This window comes from Agrococcus sp. UYP33, assembly GCF_054060915.1.
In genome coordinates this window covers 555,758-574,436 of sequence record NZ_JBSSDR010000002.1, presented here as the reverse complement: position 1 = coordinate 574,436, position 18,679 = coordinate 555,758, and the positions used below count along the sequence as shown (strand labels likewise).

Genomic DNA, 18,679 nt, shown 5'->3' with positions numbered 1-18,679 from the left:
GGATGCGGTTCCATGCCCGCCATGGACGAGATGACCGGATCCCAGACCACCGGATCCGAGGCCGCGCGATCGCGGCTCACCGTCGAGCGGCTGCTCGAGCTGGGCGACCTCCCGATCGACGACGACGCCTCGCTGCTCGAGCGTGCGAGGAGCGTGGTCCGCGAGGGCCTCGTGCGGCGGCTGTGGCTGCTGCTGCTCGACGGCGACGGGCTGCTCGTGCCGCGCCTCACGCTCATCGACGACACCCCGATCACCCCCGAGGCCGAGGCGCCCGCGGCGCTCGGCAGGATCCTCGGCGGGATCGCCGACGCCGGATGCTCCGTCGCCGTCGTGCTCGAGCGGCCGGGGCCGCCGTGGGCGTCGCCCGACGATTGGGCGTGGCACGACGCGCTGCGCCGCGCCGGGGCGGAGCACGCCGGCACGCTCCGGGCGGTGCTGCTCGCGCACAGCGGCGGCGTCGACCTGCTCGCCGACAGGATCGCCGACGGGTGATCGCGGCGCTGGCCGTGCGGCCGCGGCCGCGCCGTGCGACGCTGGAGGCATGCGCGCTCCGGGATCCGACGACGTGGGCTCCGACCTCGTCGTGACGCCGGCGCTGTCGATCCCCGCGTCCGAGCTGCGCTGGCGCTTCTCGCGCTCGTCGGGGCCCGGTGGGCAGCACGTCAACACCTCCGATAGCCGGGTGCAGCTCTCGTGGAGCGTCGCGGACTCGGCGGCGGTCTCCGAGGAGCAGCGGGCGACGCTCCTCTCCCGCCTCGCCGCCCGGCTCGTCGACGGCGCGGTCACGGTGACGGCGTCGACCGAGCGGTCGCAGCTGCGCAACCGGGCGATCGCGTCTGGCAGGCTCGCGGCGCTGCTGGCCGCGGCGCTCGCGCCCGAGGGGCCGCGGCGTCGCGCCACGACGGCGACCCGGGGCGCGCACCGCCGCAGGCTCGCCGCGAAGCAGCAGCGGTCGGCGACGAAGCAGCAGCGCCGCCGCCCGGACGCCGACTAGCGCAGCCGCCGACTAGCCCAGCCGCCGACCAGCGCGGCCACCGAGGAGCCCGGCCCGGCTCGGTATCGTGGCGGCATGCTGTGGACCGAGGCCGACACCGCCGCGCGCATCGCGGTGCCCGACGCCTTCGCCGACAAGCACCGCCGCGGGGTGCTGGGGGCGATCGTCGGATCGGAGCGCTACCCGGGCGCGGCCGTGCTCGGCGTCGAGGCCGCGCACCGCACCGGGCTCGGCATGGTGCGGCTCATCGCCCCGCGCCGCGTGGAGGACCTCGTGCTCGCGCGCAGGCCCGAGGTGGTCACGGGCGAGGGCCGCGTCGAGGCGTGGCTCGTCGGGAGCGGCCAGGATGCGCGGCTGCGGTCCCCGTCGCTCGCCGCGACGCTCCACGCCGCGCTCGGCAGCGGCGCGCCCATCGTGCTCGATGCGGGCGCCCTCGACCTGGCCGCGCAGGCCGCCGGCGCCGCGGTCGTCACCCCGCACCACGGGGAGCTCGTCCGCATGCTCGCGCACGTCGGCATCGAGACGCACGCCGACGCCGTCCGACGCGCCCCCGCAGAGTGGGCGGGCCGAGCCGCCGAGGCCTACGACACGGTCGTGCTGCTCAAGGGCGCCGAGAGCCTCGTCGCCGGCCCGGACGGCAGCGTCATCCGGCTGCCGCGCGCCACCCACTGGCTCGCGACCGCCGGCTCCGGCGATGTGCTGGCCGGCATCCTCGGCGCGCTCGTCGCGACGCACGCGGGCGAGGTGCACGCCGACGCCGCGCGGCTCGCCGAGCTCGCGGCCTCCGCGGCCGTCGTGCACGGCCTCGCGGCCGCACGCGCGAGCGGCGGCGGACCGCTCGTCGCCCTCGACGTCGCCGAGGCCGTGCCCGCGACGATCGCGGCGCTGCTCGCCGCCTGACGGGCGCTGCACCGTCCGGCGCCGAGCCGTCAGGCCGCGCGCAGGAAGCCCGTCACCACGAGCTCGCGGACGCGCGGCAGCAGGTCGGCCGCGAGGATCGGCTCGTCGACCTCCAGCAGGCCGGCGATCGCGCCGATGAGCACGCCGAGCGGCAGCTCGCCGTCGCACGCGCCCACGAGTGCGGCGAGCGCGGTGTCGACCGAGAGGGTGCGCCCGAGCGCGCCGCCCTGGCGCAGCTCGATGACGTTCGGCCCCGCGGCGCCCGGCAGCTGGTGGCGCGCCTCCGTCACGTCGGGCGCGCGCTCGAGGCGCTCGAGGGCGAGGGCGCCGTCGTCGAGCCCGGCGAGCCAGGCGGCGGCGTCGAACGCCGCCGCGAGGTGCGCGCCCGCGTGCTCGAGCGCGATCGCCTGCGGCAGCCGCTCGAAGCGGGCGAGGCTCACGTCGCCGGTCGCGGGCAGGCGCAGCGCGAGCCAGCCCATCCCGACGGCCGAGACCTTGCGCGCCTCGAAGTCGTCGAGCCAGGCGTCGAGCAGTGCGTCGTGCGCCTCGTCGCGGGGGAGCGTGCCGCCGTCGCGCAGCCACAGCTCGGCGTAGCGCACCGGGTCGAGCGACTCGCGCTCGATGGCCCAGACGTCGAGCCCGGCTGTCCACGGCCGCACCCGGTCGATCCCCGCGGCTCCTGCGACCGTCTCCCAGTTGCCGAGCAGCCGCGCGGTGCCGCCCGGCGCGAGGTGCGCGGCGAGGCCGCCGACGACCGCAGCCATGAGCCCGTCGCCGGTCGCGCCGCCGTCGCGGTACTCGTACGCCGGCACGCCCTCGGCGCGCGGGGTGATGACGAAGGGCGGGTTGGAGGCGATGAGGTCGAAGCGCTCGCCGGCCACCGGTGCGAAGAGCGACCCGAGCCGGGTCTCGATGCCGTCGACGCCGTTCAGCCGGGCGTTGAGGCCGGTGAACCAGAGCGCGCGCTCCGAGATGTCGGTCGCCACGACGTGCGGTGCGAGCCGCCGCAGGTGCAGCGCGATGACGCCGCAGCCGGTGCCGAGGTCGAGCGCGCGGTCGACCGGGAGGGGCGGCAGCAGCGACGCGAGCGTGCGGGCGGCGCCGCCGACGCCGAGCACGTGGTCGGGGCGCAGCGGTGCGACGCCCGCGAGCTCGTCGAGGTCGCTCGCGATCCACCACTCGCCCTCGCCGAGCGCGTCGCGGAACGCGTGCGGCCGGATGGCGACGAGCGGCGCGACGAGCCGCACCTGCCCTGCGCGACGCTCGGCGATGCCGAGCGCGACGGCGCCGTCGACGCCCATCGCCGGCAGCGCCTCCGCCATCGCGGTCTCCGGCACGGCGTCGCCGAGCACGAACGCGCGCAGCAGGGTCGAGCGCGCGCCGGGCCGGCGCAGCGCCGCCCGGCGCGCCGGCTCGGCGACCATGCGGGCGAGCGCCGCGTCGGCGTCGTCGCCGACGAGCGCACGGACGCCCCCGCTCGTGAGCCCCGCTGCAGCGAGGTCACGGGCGAGGGCGTCGATGGCGGCGTGCATCCCGCCAGTCTGCCGGATCCGGCCGGTCAGGCCTTCGGCCCGGCGACGCGGGGCTCGTGGAACGTGCCGCCGAAGACCCGCTCGGACGCGCCGACCCGGTCGAGGTACGGCGTGATCCCGCCCATGTGGAAGGGCCAGCCGGCGCCGAGGATCATGCAGAGGTCGATGTCCTCCGCGGCCTCGACCACCCCGTCGTCGAGCATCCGCTTGATCTCGTCGGCGAGGCCGTCCTCGATCCGCAGCCGCAGCTCGTCGACCGAGAGCGCCACCGCGCCCGCGGGCGTGTGCTTCGCGACGATCTTGCGGGCCCGCTTGTCGATGCCCTTCGGCTCGCCCTTGCCGTCCTTCTCGAGCAGCACGCCCTCGGCGGCGAGCTCGTGCAGCGCCGGCGACTCGAAGAAGCGGTCGGGGAAGGCGCCGTGGTGGGTGTCGAGCACGTGGGCGCCGACCTTGAGCCCGACGAGGTCGAGCAGCACGAACGGGTCCATCGGGAAGCCGAACGCGCGCTGCGCGGCGACGACGTCCTCGAACGACGAGCCCTGCTCGACGGCGTGCATCGCCTCGCCGAGCAGCTTCGCGAGCACCCGGTTCACGACGAAGCCGGGGGTGTCGCGCGTGATGACCGCGTTCTTCTTCAGGTCCTTCGCGACCCGCATCGCGGTCGCGAGGGTCGCGTCGTCGGTGGCCGGCGTGTTGACGACCTCGATGAGCGGCATGACGGCGACCGGGTTGAAGAAGTGGAAGCCGACCAGGCGCTCCGGGTGGGCCAGCTTGGCACCGATCTGCTCCACCGAGAGGCTCGACGTGTTCGTCGCCATGACGGCCGTCTCGGAGAGGTGCGGCTCGACCTCGGCGAAGACCTGCTGCTTGACGCCGAGCTCCTCGAAGACGGCCTCGATGACCCAGTCGCAGTCGGCGAAGTCGGCCTTGTCGACCGTGCCGGAGATGAGCGCGGTGAGGCGCTTGCCCTCGTCGTCGGAGATGCGGCCCTTGCCGACGAGCGTGGTGATCTCGTCGCGGATGCCGGCGACGGCCGTGTCGACGCGGGCCTGGTCGAGGTCGGTGATGACGACCGGCACCTGCAGCCGGCGCACGAACAGCAGCGCGAACTGGCTGGCCATGAGGCCGGCGCCGATGATGCCGACCTTCGTCACCGGCTTCGCGAGCGCCTTGTCGGGCGCGCCCGCCGGGCGCTTCGCCCGCTTCTGCACGAGGTTGAACGCGTAGATCGATGCCGCGAACTGGTCGCCGCCGCTCAGCTCGGCGATCGCGTCGTCCTCGGCTGCGAAGCCGAGCGAGCGGTCGTTCTTCTTCGCCAGCTCGAGCAGGTCGAGGGCGCGGTAGGGCGACTGCGGCACCGTGCCGAGCTTCTTCTCGACCGTCTCGCGCGCGATGCGCAGCGCGATCGGCCACTTGACCGCGCGCTCGATGGTGCCGGGCACGTGCGGGCGGTCGACCTTCTTGCCGCCGAGCACCTCGTCGGCCCAGCGGATCGACGACTCGAGGAACGTGGCAGGGGAGAACATCGCGTCGGCGATGCCGAGCTCGAGCGCCTCCGCGGGCTTCAGCACGCGGTTCTGCTTGAGCGGGTTCTCGATCACGACCTTGAGCGCGCGCTCGATGCCGATGAGGTTCGGCAGGATCGTCGCCCCGCCCCAGCCGGGGACGAGCCCGAGGAAGACCTCGGGCAGGCCCACCGCGGGCGCGGCGGCGTTGATCGTGCGGTAGTCGGCGTTCAGCCCGATCTCGAGCCCGCCGCCGAGCGCGAGGCCGTTGATGAAGACGAACGTCGGCACGGGCGCCTGGTGCAGCAGCCCGAGCACGCGGTGGCCGAGGCGCGGCAGCTCGGCCGCCGTCGCGCGGTCGGGGATGTCGGCCACGTTGCTGAGGTCGACGCCGGCCGCGAGGAAGTAGGGCTTGCCGGTGACCGCGATGGCGTCGATCTCGCCCTTCGCGGCGCGGTCGCGCTGCGCCTCCAGGGTGTCGCCCAGCTCGAAGAGCGTGGCGGGGCCGAGCGTCGACGGACGCGTGTGGTCGCGGCCGTTGTCGAGCGTGATGAGGGCCATCGTGCGACCCGAGGGCAGCGCGATGTCGCGCACGTGGCTGTGCGTGATGACCTCGTCGAACTCGGCGGCGGCCAGCAGGGGGAACTCGTCGCGGACGGCCATCAGATGCCCTTCCCGTAGCGCTTGTGGTTGGGGTTCTCCCAGATGACGGTGCCGCCCTGGCCGAGGCCGACGCACATCGCGGTGATGCCGAAGCGCACGTCGGGGCGCTGCTCGAACTGGCGCGCGAGCTGCAGCATGAGGCGCACGCCGGACGAGGCGAGCGGGTGGCCGATCGCGATCGCGCCACCCCACGGGTTGATGCGGGGATCGTCGTCGTCGATGCCGAAGTGGTCGGTGAAGGCGAGGACCTGCACGGCGAACGCCTCGTTGAGCTCGAACAGGCCGATGTCCGAGATGTCGAGGCCGGCCTTGTGCAGCGCCTTCTCGGTCGACGGCACCGGGCCGATGCCCATGATGTCGGGGTCGACGCCCGCGAACGCGAACGAGACCATCCGCATCCGGGTCGACAGGCCGAGCTCCTTCGCCGCGGACGACGAGGCGACGATCGACATGGTCGCGCCGTCGTTGAGGCCGGATGCGTTGCCGGCCGTGACGCGGCCGTGGTCGCGGAACGGCGTCTTGAGGGCCGCGAGGCCCTCCATCGTCGTGCTGGGGCGCGGCGCCTCGTCCGCGGTGGCGAGCCCCCAGCCCTCTGCCGTCTGCGTGGCGACCGGCACGAGGTCGTGCTGGATGTGCCCGGCCTCGAGCGCGGCGGCGTACTTGTGCTGCGACGCCATCGCGTAGCGGTCGGAGCGCTCCTTCGTCAGGTGCGGGTAGCGGTCGTGGATGCGCTCTGCCGTCTTGCCCATGTTGAGCGCGTCCATCGAGACGAGCTTCTCGGCGACGAAGCGGGGGTTCGGGTCGGCGTCGAGGCCCATCGGGTGGCGGCCCATGTGCTCCACGCCACCGGCGATCGCGACGTGGTAGGCGCCGAAGGCGATGCCGCCCGCGACGGTCGTGACGGCCGTCATGGCGCCGGCGCACATGCGGTCGAGCGCGTAGCCCGGCACGGTGACGGGGAGGCCCGCGAGCATGCTGACGGTGCGGCCGAGCGTGAGGCCCTGGTCGCCCGTCTGCGTCGTCGCGGCGATCGCGACGTCGTCGATGCGGTCGAGCGGCAGGCTCGGGTTCCGCTCGAGCAGACCGGTGAGCGCCTTAACCGCGAGGTCGTCCGCTCGGGTCTGCCAGTACATGCCCTTCTCGCCCGCGCGCCCGAATGGGGTGCGGACGCCGTCCACGAACACGACGTCGTCGTCAGCCACGATGCCTCCTGATTGGGGGTGATTGCGGCATCAGTGTAGGAATGCGCGCCGAGGGCGCGCTCCGCGGTTGCCGCTTCCTACGAGGGGGCGTCGACGGGCTCGGGACCGGCTTGGTCCGCCTCTACAAATGCAGCAGCGATCCTCTGTGCAGTCGCGGCAACCTGCCACGGCCGTGCATCGCGCTCCCGCAGCGCCTCGGCGACCGCCTCGGGCGTCGACTCGACGCGCTCCCACGCGAGCCGGCGGATGGTGTCGGGCGCCAGCAGGTTCTCGGCCGGCATCGACAGCTCCTCCGCCGCGGCCTGCACGGCGGCCCGGGCGTGCTTGAGCCGCACGTCGGCCTCGGGCTTCCGCGAGCGCCAGAAGCGCGGTGGCGGCGGCTCGTCGGACCTCGCCCGCAGCGCGGGAGGATCGTCCGTGGCGCGGCCGGCCTCGATGGCCGCCCACCAGCGGTCGAGCTCGCTGCGGCTCGCGCGGCCGGTGAAGTCCTTGCGTGCCGCGAGCCGGCCCTTCGCGTCGACGTCGGCGAGCGCCGCCGCCAGCAGGGACCGGTCGGGCACGAGCCGGCCCGGCGCGGTGTCGGTCGAGCGCGCGAGCTCGTCGCGGGCAAGCCACAGCTCGCGCGCCACGGCCAGCTGCCGACGGTCGCGGATCGCCTGGATGCCGGAGAGCCGGCGCCACGGCTCGGCGGCCGGCGGCTTGGGCCGGCGCTCGAGCGCGTAGGCGAACTCCTGCGCGGCGAGCTCCTCCTTGCCCTGCCGGGCGAGCTCCTCGGCGAGCGCGTCGCGCGCATCCGGCAGCACCTCGACGTCGAGCGCGGCGTACTCGAGCCAGGAGCGGGGGATCGGCCGGGTCGACCAGTCGGCCGCGCCGTGCTCCTTGCGGAGGCTCAGCCCGACGAGCCGCTCGGTGACCGCGGCGAGGCCGACGCGCTCGAAGCCGGCGAGGCGGGCGCCGAGCTCGGTGTCGAAGAGGGTCGCGGGCTCGAGGCCCACCTCGCGCAGGCACGGCAGGTCCTGGCTCGCGGCGTGGATGATCCACTCCTCGCCGCCGATCGCGTCCTGGAGCGGCGAGAGGTCGTCGATCGTCGTGGGGTCGACGAGCACGGTGCCCGCGCCGCGGCGGTGCAGCTGCACGAGGTACGCCCGCTGCGAGTAGCGGAAGCCGCTCGCCCGCTCGGCGTCGACGGCGACAGGCCCCGTGCCGGCCGCGAGCCGGTCGGCTGCCGCCCGGAGGGCATCCGGGTCGGCGATGACGTCGAACGGACCCTCGGCGACGGCCTCGCGCAGCTCAGCCACGCGTGCGCCTGTGCGCGTCGAGGCCGGTGGCGCCGGGCTGCACCGGGAGGCCCGCGATGGCGCAGAGCAGATCGGTCCAGGCGGTGAGGTGAGCGCCGAAGTCGTGACCGGTGGGCGTCCAGGAAGCGCGGAGCTCGATCTGCGCGCCATCGCCCTGCGCGGCGAGCTCGCCGAAGCCGCTCGAGAGGATCTTCGTCGCGGTGCCCGACTCCGAGTGGTGCTCGGCGCCGCGCTGCTCGAGCGCCTCGAGCAGGTAGGTCCAGGTGACCTCGGCGAGGAACGGGTCGACGCCGATCTCGGGATCCTGCGACGCCTGCGTGAAGCTCACGATGCGGAAGTCGCCGCCCCACGCCTCGGGCTCCTCGGGGTCGTGCATGAGGATGAAGCGGCCGGTGCCGAGGTCGGAGTCGTGCCCGTGGCTCGTCACGCCGACGTCGGCCGCGATCGCGAACGAGTGCGGCGCGATGCGCCCTGGCGCCGGGATCTCGCGCACCGACAGCTCGGAGCGGAGCTCTGCGCGCCGCAGCTGGTCGACGGCAGCGCGGAACGCCTCGGGTTCGGGGGCGGGGGCTCCACTGCTCGTGTCCACCCGGCAAGACTACGATTCCCCCGTGACCACCCGAGCGAGGCGCGCCGCCACCGCCCCCGCGCCCGCCGCCCGTCGTGCCACCCCCGCCTCCCGCCGCGCCGGCGCGATCGCGCTCGCCGGGGCCGGGGTGCTCGTCGCAGGCGCGGGCCTCGCCATCACGGGCGCCTCGGCGGTGCTCGCCTCGATGCTCGTGACGCCGCCGCGCACGCAGCCCGACGACATCCAGATCCTCGGTGTCGACGCGCGCGGCGTGCGGCTCGGCCGCACCCCGGACACCGGGCTGCCAGGCACCTACGCGCTGTGGGTGGGGGAGCGGCACGCGGTGCTCGGCCCCGTGGTCGCGGAGGACGCGCACAGCGTGACCCGCGCGATCGACGAGCCGGCGCGCGAGCTGCTCGCCGGGGCGACGAGCGCCCGCTGGTCCGGGTACGTGCTGCACCTGCCGCAGGAGGTGACCGACGACGTCGAGCGCGTCGACGTGCCGACCGAGCTGGGGCCCGCGCCGGCCTGGATCATGGGCGACCAGGAGGCGCACACCTGGTGCATCCAGGTGCACGGCCGCGGGGTCACGCGCCGCGAGACGATCCGTGCCGTGCCGGCCTTCCTCGAGCGCGGCATCCCCTGCATGGCCGTCTCGTACCGCAACGACACCGAGGCGCCGCCGAGCCGCGACGGCAAGTTCCGGCTCGGGCTCGACGAGTGGCGCGACGTCGACGACGCGATCGGCGTCGCGGTCGCCCGTGGCGCCCGCCACATCGTGCTCATGGGATGGTCGATGGGCGGGCAGATCGCGCTGCAGGTCGCGCGGCGCTCCCGCCACCGCCGGCGCATCGTGGCGATCGTGCTCGACTCGCCGGTGGTCCGGTGGCAGCCGACCCTGCGCCTGCAGGTCGCGCTGGTGCGGAAGCCGGCATGGCTCGTCGACACCGCGATCGGCCTGCTCGAGTCGCCCGCGGCGCTGCTCTCCGGCAGCCGCAGCCTCGACTTCGACGAGCTCGACAACGTGCTGCACGCGGATGCGCTGACGCAGCCGATCCTGCTGCTCCACTCCGCGGACGATGGCTTCGTGCCGCCGGACGCCTCGCGAGCGCTCGCGGAGGCGCGTCCCGACATCGTCGACTACCGCGAGTGGCGCACGGCCCGGCACACGAAGCTCTGGAACCTCGACCGGGCGCGCTACCTGCGCGAGCTGGGCGGCTGGCTCGACGAGCGGGCCCTCGCCGCGTTCGACTGACCGGCGGGCCTAGCGCTCCTGCGCGCGCTCCCGCACCTGGCGCTGGATGCGGCCGAGCATCCCGGCCATGCCCCGCAGCCGCAGCGGCGAGACGACGCGGTCGAGCCCGAGCAGCCGCGGCATGTCGGTCGGCACCGCGAGCGCCTCGTCGGCGCTCGCGCCCTCGAGGCCCTGCGCGAGGATCGACGCGAACCCGCGGGTGGTCGGCGACTCCGCCGGAGCCGTCGCGTGCACGTGCACGCGCTCGTCGACCTCGACGAAGAGGAACACCGGCGACTGGCACTCGGCGACGCGCTCGAGCAGGTCGGGGTGGTCGGCGTAGCGCTGCGGCAGCTCGGGAAGCTCGTCGGCGAACTCGAGCAGCAGCTGCAGCCGGTCGCCCTCCTCCATGGACTGGAAGTCGTCGACCGTCCGCTGCAGGGCGGGGGTAAGCGTCATCGAGCCGGCACCTCGCCGGGCTCGGCGCCGACGGCGATGGGCACGCCGACGAGCGAGCCCCACTCCGTCCACGACCCGTCGTAGTTGCGCACGCCCGGCAGGCCGAGCAGGTGGGTGAGCACGAACCAGGTGTGGCTCGAGCGCTCGCCGATGCGGCAGTAGGCGATGACGTCGTCGGCGCCGCGGAGCCCCGCGCCGTCGAGGTAGATCGCCTCGAGCTCGGCGCGCGAGCGGAAGGTGCCGTCCTCGTTCACGGCGCGGCCCCACGGCACGCTCGCCGCTGTGGGGATGTGCCCCGCCCGCAGCGCGCCCTCCTCCGGGTAGGCCGGCGCGGTCGTGCGCTCGCCCGAGTACTCCTCGGGGCTGCGCACGTCGACGAGCGGGCGACCGAGGTGCGCGAGCACGTCGTCGCGGAACGCGCGCAGCGTGCGGTCGTCGCGCTCGACGACCGGCACCTCCACGGCGGGGCGCTTCGCGGGCTCGCGGGTGAGCTCGCGGCCCTCGGCGATCCAGGCGTCCCGGCCGCCGTCCATGATGCGGGTGCGGTCGTGGCCGTACAGGGCGAAGACCCAGAGCGCGTAGGTGGCCCACCAGTTCGCCTTGTCGCCGTAGAAGACGACGGTCGAGTCGCGGCCGATGCCCTTGCGGCGCAGCAGGTCGGCGAACGCCTCCGCCGAGACGTAGTCGCGCTGCACCGGGTCGTTGAGCTCGGTGTGCCAGTCGACCTTGACGGCGCCCGGGATGTGACCGACCTCGTAGAGCAGCACGTCCTCGTCGGACTCGACGATGACGACGTCCGGATCGTCGAGGTGCGCCGCCACCCACGCCGTGGAGACCAGGCGGTCGGGTGCTGCGTACTCGGCGAAGCGGGGCTCGGACTCGGTCACGGCGTCTCCTTCTCCTGGCTCTCGGTCCAGGGGGTTCGTGTGCCTGACTAGGCTCGGTGAGGGGGAACGCCATCCTCCCACCGAATCTTCCCGCCGGCCCTCCCGGCGTCGCCGAAGGAGCGCCCATGCCAGCACCGATCTCGCTCGTCGAGCGCCGACCGCAGGTGGGCGCGGAGCAGATCGTCGCGAGCCTCGTGCCGCCGCCGCAGTTCGACGGCGCGACGTTCGCGTCGTATCGGCCCGACCCCGCGCATCCGTCGCAGGGTGAGGCGCTGCAGCGGATGCAGGAGCTCGTCGAGGCGTGGACGAAGCCGAAGCGCGGCCTGTTCCGGAAGGCGCCGGAGGTGAAGCCGGGCATCTACCTCGACGGCGGGTTCGGCGTCGGCAAGACGCACTTGCTCGCGTCGCTCTGGAAAGCGATGCCCGGTCCGAAGGTGTTCGGCACGTTCATCGAGTACACCGCGCTCGTCGGCGCGCTCGGCTACGCCGAGACCGTGCAGCAGCTGCAGGGCTCGCGGATCGTCTGCATCGACGAGTTCGAGCTCGACGACCCGGGCGACACGATGGTGATGACGCGCCTGCTCGGCGAGCTCGTCGCGAGCGGCACGAAGCTCGCCGCCACGAGCAACACGCCCCCGAACGCGCTCGGCGACGGCCGCTTCGCCGCTGCCGACTTCCTGCGCGAGATCACCGCGATCGCCGACCGCTTCCAGATCATGCGGATCGACGGCGACGACTACCGCCACCGCGACATCACCGGTCACGCCCCGGTCGTCGCCGACGACGCCGTCGAGACCGAGCTCGCCACGATCGAGGGCGAGACGGCGCTCGACGACTTCGACGCGCTCATCGCGCACCTCGCCCACGTGCACCCGTCGCGCTACATCGGGCTCGTCGAGGGGCTGCGGGGCCTCGGCCTCCGCGGCGTGCGCGTGCTCACCGACCAGAACGACGCGCTGCGCTTCGTCGCGCTCGTCGACCGGCTGTACGACGCGCAGGTGGCCCTGCGCGCGAGCGGCACGAGCCTCGACCAGGTCTTCAGCGAGGAGATGCTGGGCGGCGGCTACCGCAAGAAGTACCTGCGAGCCATCTCGCGGCTCGTCGCGCTCGCGAACGAGTAGGGCGTCTAGACGCCGTCGGTGCGGTGCAGCTGCTCCTCGGCGTTCAGCGCCCGGATCGCGGCCGTCTCCACCGGCGGGTACCTGCGGTTCAGCACCGTGAGGTAGATCGCGCCGAGCACGGCCGCGATGAGCGAGCCGGTGAGCACGCCGAGCGTGCCCTCGACGATGAGGTCCTCGGCGGTGCGGTGCGCGAGCTCGTTCATGAGCAGCGAGACCGTGAAGCCGATGCCGCCGAGCAGGCTGATGCCGATGAGCTCCGTGAAGCGCACCCGCTCGAGCCGCGGCACGCGCAGCGCGGCCTGGCCGAGGAGCCCCGCCGCCGTGATGCCGACGAGCTTGCCGACCGGGAGGGCGACGACGATCGCCCAGAAGACAGGGCTGAGCTCGCTGATGGGCACCTGCGGGATCGCGACCGAGGCCGACGTGAAGGCGAACAGCGGCAGCACGATGCCGTTCGAGAGCGGCTCGAGCTTCTCGCGCGCCGACTCCGCGGGCGCGGGGGAGAGCACGAGGCCGAGGGCGACGCCGGCGATCGTGGCGTGGATGCCGCTCGAGGCGACGAGCCACCAGGTGATGACGCCGACGACGAGCAGCAGGATGCGCAGCAGCCAGCTGCCGCGGCGGGTGCGGTAGGCGCGGCCCAGCAGCCAGAAGCCGACGACGCCCACCGCGGCGAGGCCGAGGTGCCCGAGCGAGAGCGACTCGGTGAAGAACACGGCGATGAAGAGGATGCCGATGAGATCGTCGATGACCGCGAGCGCGAGCAGCAGCGCCCGCACGTTCGACGGCAGCCGCTTGCCCACGAGCGCGAGCACGCCGAGCGCGAAGGCGATGTCGGTCGCGGTCGGGATGGGCCAGCCCTGGGCGCCGTCGGCGCCGGCGAGGTTGAAGTAGAGGATCGCGGGCACGGCGACGCCGCCGAGCGCGGCGATCGTGGGGACGGCGGCCTTCGACACGCTCGAGAGGTCGCCCTGCGTGAACTCGTAGCGCAGCTCGATCGCGACGACGAAGAAGAAGACGACCAGCAGGCCGTCGGTGACCCAGTGGGCGGCCGAGAGGTCGAGCCCGAAGACCGTGAAGGGCAGGTGCGCGTGCTTGAGCGCGTCGAGGCCCGGGCCGAGCCCGGTGTTCGCGATCACGAGCCCGAGGATCGCCGCCCCGAGGAGGAGCATCGCCGACACCTGGGGGTTCCGGATCCACGTCATGCCGTCATCCTCCCACCCGGCCAGCACCGCGCCGCGCGGCGAAACGCGCCCGAAACACGGGTGCGCATCCGTAACCGTCGCGAAACGTGAGGACGACGGCTGGCGAAACGGGCCTGGTGCAACCTCAGCAGTAGTCCCACTTCGGATACCCCCAAGGAGCACCTCTCATGGATGCAGGCAGCATCGCCTTCGGCGTCATCGCGACAGCCCTCGTGCTGTTCATGACGCCCGGGCTCGCGTTCTTCTACGGCGGGCTCGTGCGCGCCAAGAGCGTCATCAGCATGATGATGATGTCGTTCGGCGCCATCGGTCTCGTCGGCACCCTCTGGATCCTCTACGGGTTCAACATGGCTGCGGTCGACTCACCCTTCGCGTTCTCCGGCAACCCGTTCAGCGACTTCGGCCTCGCGGCGCTCGCCGCCGGTGAGAGCGCGAACACCGACCTCGTCGGCGTCGCCTACGGCTCCACCTTCGCGATCATCACGGTCGCCCTCATCTCCGGCGCCATCGCCGACCGCGCCAAGTTCGGCGCCTGGATGCTCTTCGCCGGCGCCTTCGCCACGCTCGGCTACTTCCCGATCGCCGCGTGGGTCTGGGGCGGCGGCTGGGTGTTCTCGCTCGGCGAGCTGCTCGGCCTCCCGGCCGTCATCGACTACGCGGGCGGCACCGCGGTGCACATCAACGCCGGTGCGGCCGCGCTCGCGCTGACCTTCGTCCTCGGCAAGCGCATCGGCTTCACGAAGGGCGCCCACAAGCCGCACAACGTGCCGTTCGTCATCCTCGGTGCGAGCATCCTCTGGTTCGGCTGGTTCGGCTTCAACGTGGGTGCGGAGTGGCTGAACGGCCTCGGCAACGCCGGCCTCATCACGCTCAACACGCTCGGCGCGACCGCAGCGGCGATCTGCGCCTGGCTGCTCGTCGAGAAGTTCAAGGACGGCAAGCCCACGTCGGTCGGCGCCGCCTCCGGCGCTGTCGCGGGCCTCGTCGCCATCACCCCCGCCTGCGCCAACCTGACGCCCGGCTGGGCGCTGCTGCTCGGCGCCATCGCCGGTGCGGTCTGCGCGCTCGCCGTGGAGCTGAAGTGGAAGCTCGGCTTCGACGACTCGCTCGACGTCGTGGGCATCCACCTCGTCGGCGGCCTCATCGGCACGATCTACCTCGGCTTCTTCGCCACCGACACCGGCCTCTTCCTGGGCGGCGGCGCCGGCCAGCTGGCCGTGCAGGTCATCGCCGCGGTGGGCGTGATGGTCTACGCCTTCGTGATCGCCTTCGTCATCGGCTTCGCGATCGAGAAGACGATCGGCTTCCGCGTCAAGAACGAGGACGAGCTGGCCGGTGTCGACCAGACCGTGCACGGCGAGGACGCGTACGGCTACGAGCTCGAGCGCGAGCGCGTCTGACACGCAGCATGCAGCGAAGGGGGCCGGCGTGAGCCGGCCCCCTTCCGCGTGCGCGGTCGGTCAGAGCGCGACGGCGCCCCGCACCTTGTGGCCGACCGCGATCGACTCGGACGAGATCGCCGAGCGGGGCGAGAGCAGCGGGAGCACCGCGAACGCGACCTGCTGGGGTGAGGAGTCGCCCGGCTTGCCCTGGGCCACCTCGGCCTTCGGCGACTCGGTCACCGGGCCGGGGTTGACCACGTTGACGGAGACGCCGGTGCCGGCGAGCTCGTCGGCGAGGCTCTCCGCCGCGATGATGAGGGCGGCGTTCCGCACCGCGCCGGTGATGTTGCCGGTGATGAGCGCGTTCTGGCCGCTCAGGCCGACGATGCGTCCGTAGCCCGCGGCCCGCATGGCCGGGATGACGGCGTTCGCGATCCGCAGGAACGTCATCGCCTTGCCCTCGACGGCGGCGGCCACCTGCGCCGGGTCGCCCTGCTTCGCGGGATCGAGCGACTGCGCCGGCGGTGCGGCCGCGATCACGAGCGCGTCGATCCGCCCGTGCTGCTCGAGCACCGCAGCGACGGCGGCGTCGACGGAGGCGTCGTCCGCCCCGTCGAGGCGGATGTCGGCGCCCTCGCCGCGCGCGGCGGTGACGACGGTCGCGCCCTCGGCGCGCGCCGCATCCGCCACCGCGCTGCCGATGAGGCCGGTGCCGCCGACGACGAGGACGACATGGTCGGAGATCTGGAGGTCCATGCCGGCCACGCTAGCGGCGGCACCTCACGGTCGGTGCCGAGGTTCCGCGCGTACGGTCGCCGGCACGATGCGCGGGCAGCCCCGCCCGCCGAGAGGAGGCACGGATGCACGAGGGACACGAGCACGGAGCTCACGAGGACGGCGCCCACGACCACGGAGCCCGAGAGGACGGCGGGCCGCACGTCGGGACGTTCGGCGCGCACGTGGCCGAGCTCGAGGCGTGCGCGGCGGCATGCCGCGACTGCGCGCGCGCCGACCGCGAGGAGGGCATGGACGACTGCGCCGTCATGTGCGAGGCGTGCGCCGACCTCTGCGAGGCGGCAGCGCGCATCCTCTCCCGGGCGACGCTGCCGCAGGAGGCGAGTGCGGCGCTGCTCGCCGCGTGCGCCGCGATGTGCCGCGCCTGCGCGGCCGAGTGCCGGCGGCACGACGCGGAGCACTGCCGTGCGTGCGCCGAGGCGTGCGAGCGCTGCGCCGAGATGTGCGAGGCGGCATGAGCGGCGAACGGCCGTGGCACACGACGAAGGCCCCGGCAGCTGCCGGGGCCTTCGCGCTGGTGGGCGATACCAGACTCGAACTGATGACCTCTTCGGTGTGAACGAAGCGCGCTACCAACTGCGCCAATCGCCCGTGCCCGCCAGGCGGGACGCATCGATTCTGCCACAGACTGTGCACGGGTGATGACCACGCACGTCTCGATCCGGGCGCCAGGCGGTCGATTTGGAATCATCCTGCGAAGCGGGTTATAGTCATCAGGTGCTCAGCGATGAGCCCCGCGGATGTGGCGCAGTGGTAGCGCATCACCTTGCCAAGGTGAGGGTCGCGAGTTCGAATCTCGTCATCCGCTCGACAGGAATGTCACGACAGCAACGTCATGACAGATGTCACGTGTGAATCTCACACCACCTGGTGGGGTGGCCGAGTGGTGAGGCAGCGGCCTGCAAAGCCGTCTACGCGGGTTCGAATCCCGTCTCCACCTCGAGCATCACCGAAGGGCGATTGGCGCAGCGGTAGCGCGCTTCCCTGACACGGAAGAGGTCACTGGTTCGAACCCAGTATCGCCCACCACGAAGCCCCCGGCACTGCCGGGGGCTTTCTTCGTGCGCCGAGCGGGTCTTAGCGGGTGCGCGTCCAGGCGCCCTCGACGAGCGCGAACTCGACCCAGCCGCCGCCGGGCGTCCTGCCCGGCAGGCGCACGGAGCTGAGCGCCTTGCTCGCGCGCACCATCGCGGTGTGCACCTCGCGGCGGCCCGCCCAGCGGCGCAGGACGAGCGGATCGGTGCCGCAGGCCGTCAGCTCCGTCAGCACTGCAGCGATGTCGGCGGGGGAGTAGACGGGGTGCTGCGTGGGATGGTCCATCTTCTGAGGGTACGCCTGGGAGCACCGCTCGAGCGGCTCGACTTGCACGCCGGCGCTGCCTCACGGCCTGAGGCGACGTCCGGGGTACAGGAGTAGCCTCCCGCCGTGACCACGATCCCGTCCGCGACCGTCGCGCTCGGCGGCAGGTTCGCCGCCGAGCTGCCAGAGCTCGCCGTGCCGTGGCGCGGTGCCGAGGCCGCCGATCCGCGGCTGCTCGTGCTCAACGAGCCGCTCGCCGCCGAGCTCGGCCTCGACCCGGCTGCGCTGCGCTCCGAGGCCGGACTGCGGCTGCTCACGGGCAGCGCGGTGCCGGACGGCGCGACGCCGGTCGCGCAGGCGTACGCGGGCCACCAGTTCGGTGCGTACTCGCCGCGCCTTGGCGACGGCCGGGCGCTGCTGCTCGGCGAGCTCGAGGGCGACGACGGCACGCTGCGCGACCTGCACCTGAAGGGCTCCGGCCGCACGCCCTTCGCGCGCGGCGGCGACGGCCTCGCCGCGGTCGGGCCGATGCTCCGCGAGCACGTGATCAGCGAGGCGATGCACGCGCTCGGCATCCCGACCACCCGCTCGCTCGCGGTGGTGGCGACCGGGCGCTTCGTGCGCCGCGACGAGTGGCTGCCGGGCGCGGTGCTCGCGAGGGTCGCGAGCAGCCACCTGCGCGTCGGCACGTTCCAGTACGCCCGGGCGACGGGCGACCTCGACCTGCTGCGGCGGCTCGCCGACCACGCGGTCGCCCGCCACGCTCCCGACGCCGCTGCCGCCGAGCATCCGTACCTCGCGCTGCTGCGCGCCGTGATCGCTGCGCAGGCGTCGCTCGTCGCGCGATGGATGCTCGTGGGCTTCGTGCACGGCGTCATGAACACCGACAACATGACGATCTCGGGCGAGACGATCGACTACGGCCCGTGCGCCTTCATGGAGGGGTACGACCCCGAGACCGTCTTCAGCTCGATCGACGAGCGCGGCCGCTACGCGTACGGCAACCAGCCGGCGATCGCCGAGTGGAACCTCACCCGGCTCGCCGAGGCGATGCTGCCGCTGCTCGACGAGCAGGAGGACCGGGCGGTCGCGATGGCGGTCGAGGCGCTCGACGGGTTCGCGCCGCGCTACCGCGCCGCGTGGTCGAGCGGCATGCGGGCGAAGCTCGGGCTCCCGGCGGATGTCGACGACGACGCGGCCTCGCTCGTCGTCGACGAGCTGCTCGCGCTCATGGAGTCGGGCAGGGTCGACCTCACGTCGTGCTTCCGCGCGCTCGGGACGCTCGCCCGCGGCGGCGAGCCGACCGCTCCCTTCGCCGCCGACATCGTGCCGCTCCGCGACCTCTTCGTGCACCGGGAGGCGTTCGACGCGTGGGCGCAGCGCTGGCTCGCGCTCGGCCCCGACGCCGACGCGATGGACCGCACGAACCCCGTCTACGTGCCGCGCAACCACCTCGTCGAAGAGGCCCTCGCCGCCGCCACCGACAGCGACCTCGCCCCGCTCGAGCGGCTGCTCGACGCGCTGCAGCGGCCCTTCGACGAGCGGCCCGGCCTCGAGCGCTACGCGGCGCCGAGCCCGGAGCGGAGCTTCCGCGCCTACCGCACCTACTGCGGCACGTGAGGCACGCCGCCGCGC

At 73.6% G+C, this 18,679-nt stretch carries 18 protein-coding genes and 4 tRNA genes; 11 read left to right on the top strand and 11 right to left on the bottom strand.

The window, feature by feature from the left end; genetic code table 11:
• Positions 1-21: 21 nt before the first annotated feature.
• The 3 genes from ACVWW9_RS13090 to ACVWW9_RS13080 all read left to right on the top strand — a co-directional run bounded on the left by ACVWW9_RS13090 (position 22) and on the right by ACVWW9_RS13080 (position 1,894).
• Positions 22-492: a hypothetical protein gene (locus ACVWW9_RS13090; RefSeq protein ID WP_456515850.1), complete on the top strand. Its 471-nt coding sequence runs from the start codon at positions 22-24 to the stop codon at positions 490-492.
• 49 nt (positions 493-541) lie between these two features.
• Positions 542-994 (top strand): alternative ribosome rescue aminoacyl-tRNA hydrolase ArfB, encoded by a 453-nt coding sequence (gene arfB / locus ACVWW9_RS13085; RefSeq protein WP_456515849.1) that lies wholly within the window; start codon positions 542-544, stop codon positions 992-994.
• A 75-nt stretch (positions 995-1,069) separates the two neighbouring features.
• Positions 1,070-1,894 carry an ADP-dependent NAD(P)H-hydrate dehydratase gene (locus ACVWW9_RS13080; protein ID WP_456515848.1) on the top strand — a complete coding sequence of 275 codons (825 nt, stop codon included), beginning with the start codon at positions 1,070-1,072 and terminating at the stop codon, positions 1,892-1,894.
• Between the two features lie 29 nt (positions 1,895-1,923).
• Here the strand turns inward: ACVWW9_RS13080 and ACVWW9_RS13075 are convergent, their stop codons facing one another.
• The 5 genes from ACVWW9_RS13075 to ACVWW9_RS13055 all read right to left on the bottom strand — a co-directional run bounded on the left by ACVWW9_RS13075 (position 1,924) and on the right by ACVWW9_RS13055 (position 8,683).
• Positions 1,924-3,426, bottom strand: coding sequence for a DUF7059 domain-containing protein (locus ACVWW9_RS13075; protein ID WP_456515847.1), 1,503 nt, complete (start codon positions 3,424-3,426; stop codon positions 1,924-1,926).
• Between the two features lie 26 nt (positions 3,427-3,452).
• A complete protein-coding gene (locus tag ACVWW9_RS13070) occupies positions 3,453-5,594 on the bottom strand; it encodes a 3-hydroxyacyl-CoA dehydrogenase NAD-binding domain-containing protein (RefSeq protein WP_456515846.1) in 2,142 nt (713 codons plus the stop codon).
• Positions 5,594-6,799, bottom strand: a complete 1,206-nt coding sequence (locus ACVWW9_RS13065) for a thiolase family protein (protein ID WP_456516036.1) — start codon at positions 6,797-6,799, stop codon at positions 5,594-5,596. Before ACVWW9_RS13065 ends, ACVWW9_RS13070 begins: the two co-directional genes overlap by 1 nt.
• 74 nt (positions 6,800-6,873) lie before the next feature.
• Complete coding sequence (locus ACVWW9_RS13060; RefSeq protein ID WP_456515845.1) at positions 6,874-8,094, bottom strand: HRDC domain-containing protein; 1,221 nt, start codon at positions 8,092-8,094, stop codon at positions 6,874-6,876.
• The gene (locus tag ACVWW9_RS13055; RefSeq protein WP_123698020.1) at positions 8,087-8,683 is read right to left on the bottom strand and encodes a DUF3000 domain-containing protein; all 597 of its coding nucleotides are present in this window, start codon (positions 8,681-8,683) and stop codon (positions 8,087-8,089) included. The genes ACVWW9_RS13060 and ACVWW9_RS13055 overlap by 8 nt, the downstream gene beginning before the upstream one ends.
• A gap of 22 nt (positions 8,684-8,705) precedes the next feature.
• On the opposite strand from ACVWW9_RS13055, the gene ACVWW9_RS13050 reads away from it, so the two are divergent.
• Entirely contained in the window at positions 8,706-9,917 is a 1,212-nt protein-coding gene (locus ACVWW9_RS13050; protein WP_456515844.1) for an alpha/beta hydrolase family protein, read from the top strand.
• 9 nt (positions 9,918-9,926) lie between these two features.
• Here ACVWW9_RS13050 and ACVWW9_RS13045 read toward each other — a convergent pair whose 3' ends face one another.
• Together ACVWW9_RS13045 and ACVWW9_RS13040 are read right to left on the bottom strand one after the other, a co-directional pair.
• Complete coding sequence (locus ACVWW9_RS13045; protein WP_456515843.1) at positions 9,927-10,355, bottom strand: SufE family protein; 429 nt, start codon at positions 10,353-10,355, stop codon at positions 9,927-9,929.
• Positions 10,352-11,242 (bottom strand): sulfurtransferase, encoded by an 891-nt coding sequence (locus ACVWW9_RS13040; protein WP_456515842.1) that lies wholly within the window; start codon positions 11,240-11,242, stop codon positions 10,352-10,354. The genes ACVWW9_RS13045 and ACVWW9_RS13040 overlap by 4 nt, the downstream gene beginning before the upstream one ends.
• Positions 11,243-11,367: 125 nt before the next feature.
• Between ACVWW9_RS13040 and zapE the strand changes: the two genes are divergently transcribed.
• Positions 11,368-12,363 (top strand): cell division protein ZapE, encoded by a 996-nt coding sequence (gene zapE, locus ACVWW9_RS13035; protein ID WP_456515841.1) that lies wholly within the window; start codon positions 11,368-11,370, stop codon positions 12,361-12,363.
• Positions 12,364-12,368: 5 nt separating this feature from the next.
• On the opposite strand, the gene ACVWW9_RS13030 is transcribed toward zapE, so the two are convergent.
• Positions 12,369-13,568 (bottom strand): Na+/H+ antiporter NhaA, encoded by a 1,200-nt coding sequence (locus ACVWW9_RS13030; protein WP_456515840.1) that lies wholly within the window; start codon positions 13,566-13,568, stop codon positions 12,369-12,371.
• A 167-nt stretch (positions 13,569-13,735) separates the two neighbouring features.
• Between ACVWW9_RS13030 and ACVWW9_RS13025 the strand changes: the two genes are divergently transcribed.
• Positions 13,736-14,968: an ammonium transporter gene (locus tag ACVWW9_RS13025; protein WP_123698014.1), complete on the top strand. Its 1,233-nt coding sequence runs from the start codon at positions 13,736-13,738 to the stop codon at positions 14,966-14,968.
• Positions 14,969-15,028: 60 nt separating this feature from the next.
• Here ACVWW9_RS13025 and ACVWW9_RS13020 read toward each other — a convergent pair whose 3' ends face one another.
• Positions 15,029-15,706, bottom strand: a complete 678-nt coding sequence (locus ACVWW9_RS13020) for an SDR family NAD(P)-dependent oxidoreductase (protein WP_456515839.1) — start codon at positions 15,704-15,706, stop codon at positions 15,029-15,031.
• A gap of 104 nt (positions 15,707-15,810) precedes the next feature.
• Between ACVWW9_RS13020 and ACVWW9_RS13015 the strand changes: the two genes are divergently transcribed.
• Complete coding sequence (locus ACVWW9_RS13015; RefSeq protein ID WP_456515838.1) at positions 15,811-16,203, top strand: four-helix bundle copper-binding protein; 393 nt, start codon at positions 15,811-15,813, stop codon at positions 16,201-16,203.
• 57 nt (positions 16,204-16,260) lie between these two features.
• On the opposite strand, the gene ACVWW9_RS13010 is transcribed toward ACVWW9_RS13015, so the two are convergent.
• A tRNA-Val gene (locus tag ACVWW9_RS13010) sits at positions 16,261-16,336 on the bottom strand.
• Between the two features lie 145 nt (positions 16,337-16,481).
• Here ACVWW9_RS13010 and ACVWW9_RS13005 point away from each other — a divergent pair.
• From ACVWW9_RS13005 to ACVWW9_RS12995, 3 genes are all read left to right on the top strand, one after another.
• Positions 16,482-16,553: transfer RNA gene (locus ACVWW9_RS13005), tRNA-Gly, on the top strand.
• A gap of 61 nt (positions 16,554-16,614) precedes the next feature.
• Positions 16,615-16,685: transfer RNA gene (locus tag ACVWW9_RS13000), tRNA-Cys, on the top strand.
• Positions 16,686-16,699: 14 nt separating this feature from the next.
• A tRNA-Val gene (locus ACVWW9_RS12995) sits at positions 16,700-16,774 on the top strand.
• Positions 16,775-16,822: 48 nt separating this feature from the next.
• On the opposite strand, the gene ACVWW9_RS12990 is transcribed toward ACVWW9_RS12995, so the two are convergent.
• A complete protein-coding gene (locus tag ACVWW9_RS12990) occupies positions 16,823-17,065 on the bottom strand; it encodes a hypothetical protein (RefSeq protein WP_354260528.1) in 243 nt (80 codons plus the stop codon).
• A 105-nt stretch (positions 17,066-17,170) separates the two neighbouring features.
• Here ACVWW9_RS12990 and ACVWW9_RS12985 point away from each other — a divergent pair, with 105 nt between their 5' ends.
• Positions 17,171-18,664, top strand: a complete 1,494-nt coding sequence (locus ACVWW9_RS12985; protein WP_456515837.1) for a protein adenylyltransferase SelO — start codon at positions 17,171-17,173, stop codon at positions 18,662-18,664.
• The last annotated feature ends 15 nt before the right edge of the window (positions 18,665-18,679 follow it).